This is a genomic window from Mesorhizobium sp. M5C.F.Ca.IN.020.29.1.1, from assembly GCF_003997375.1.
GTDB classification, from domain to species: Bacteria; Pseudomonadota; Alphaproteobacteria; order Rhizobiales; family Rhizobiaceae; genus Mesorhizobium; species Mesorhizobium wenxiniae.
In genome coordinates this window covers 1-1,748 of sequence record NZ_RZSW01000876.1, presented here as the reverse complement: position 1 = coordinate 1,748, position 1,748 = coordinate 1, and the positions used below count along the sequence as shown (strand labels likewise).

Annotated in this window: 1 protein-coding gene; it reads left to right on the top strand. The window is 61.0% G+C overall.

The window, feature by feature from the left end; translation table 11 throughout:
* Positions 1-1,748 (top strand): asparagine synthase (glutamine-hydrolyzing) (gene asnB / locus EOA85_RS34525; RefSeq protein WP_127212664.1); only part of this gene is annotated, 1,748 nt, incomplete at both ends.

The following is a 1,748-nucleotide window of genomic DNA, read 5'->3' as shown; positions in this document are numbered from 1 at the left end:
AGCAAGGGAAATTTGTAACAGCCGACGCCGGGCTCGGGCATGCGCGGCTGTCCGTGATCGGGATCGGTGATGGCCAGCAGCCGATGTCCGATGTATCGGGCAACTTGACCATTGCGTTCAACGGCGAGATTTTCAACTACCTGGAACTGCGCGAAGGGCTGATAGCCAAGGGCCGGCGCTTCCGTACGTCGAGCGACACAGAGGTCATCCTGCACCTGTATGACGAGATGGGCGAAGACTGCCTGCCGCTTCTGAACGGCGATTTCGCCTTCGCGATATGGGATAACAGGCGTCGGCGTATGGTGCTTGCACGAGACCGGATGGGTGTCCGGCCGCTGTTCTACACGAACAAGGACGGCGTGCTTTACTTCGCATCGGAGATCAAAGCCCTCATGAAGGTCCCCGGCGTCTCAGCCGAAATCGATCCGATCGCACTCGACCAGATATTTACGCTGTGGGCGCCGATCGCTCCCCGCACGGCTTTCCGCAATATCCATGAGCTGGAGCCGGCAAGCGTGATGATCGCGACACAGGGGCAAGTCACGGTCAAACGCTATTGGCACCTCGACTATCCGCATCGGGATGCGCCGTCGACGGTCACGAACGAGGGCGATGCGGCCGAGGAGCTGCAGGCCCTTTTGACCGATGCGGTGAGGCTTCGCATGCGCGCCGACGTGCCGGTCGGTTCCTATCTTTCGGGCGGGCTCGATTCGTCCCTTGTCTCGGCGCTTGCCGCCGGCATGACTCCTCGCAAGCTGCAGACATTTTCCGTGACGTTCGACAGCGCCGAGCACGACGAAAGCGCCTTCCAGACCGAGATGGCTTCAGCACTTGGCACCCATCATCGAACCATTGCCTGCCGTGCCGGCGATATCGCCGGTGTCTTCCCTGAAGTCATCCGCTTTGCCGAGCGGCCGATCATCCGCACGGCCCCGGCCCCCCTCTATCAATTATCCGGCCTCGTTCGACAGGCTGGCCTGAAAGTGGTGCTGACTGGCGAGGGCGCCGACGAGGTCTTCGCAGGCTACGATGTCTTCAAGGAAGCGCGTGTTCGCCGGTTCTGCGGGCGGCAGCCGGCATCGCGCATGAGGCCACAGCTGTTCCGCAGGCTTTATCCCTATCTGCCGGGTCTGCAGCAGCAGTCAGTGGAGTACCTGGCTGCGTTCTTCGGCGCCGGTAACGCTGCGCTCGACGATCCGCTGTTCTCGCATCGGCCGCGCTTCAAGACCACGGCGGCGGCGAAGATTTTCTTTTCCGGCGACCTGCGTGCGACGTTGAAGGGCTATGACGCGGCTGAGGACCTGGTCAGCCAGCTGCCCCAAGCATTTTCCCTGTGGCATCCACTGCATCAGGCACAATATCTCGAAACCCGCTTCCTCCTGCCGGGTTATATCCTCTCCAGCCAAGGCGATCGCATGGCGATGGCGCATGGAATCGAAGGACGTTTCCCTTTCCTCGATCCTCGTTTGGTGGCATTCGCGGCAAGACTACCGCCGGAGATGAAGCTGAAGGGATTGGTGGAAAAGCACATACTTCGCAAGGCAGCCAAGCACCTCGTTCCGACTCCGATCCGGGAGCGCACCAAACAACCTTACCGAGCCCCGGACGCCAGCTCCTTTGTTGGAGCCGGAGAACTGGATTACGTACGCGACTGCTTGAGCGAAGCGAGCATCGCTGCCGGCGGTCTATTCAACGCCAAGGCGGTGGCAAACCTTCATGAGAAATGCCGCACGCAGCCAGTATCTGGG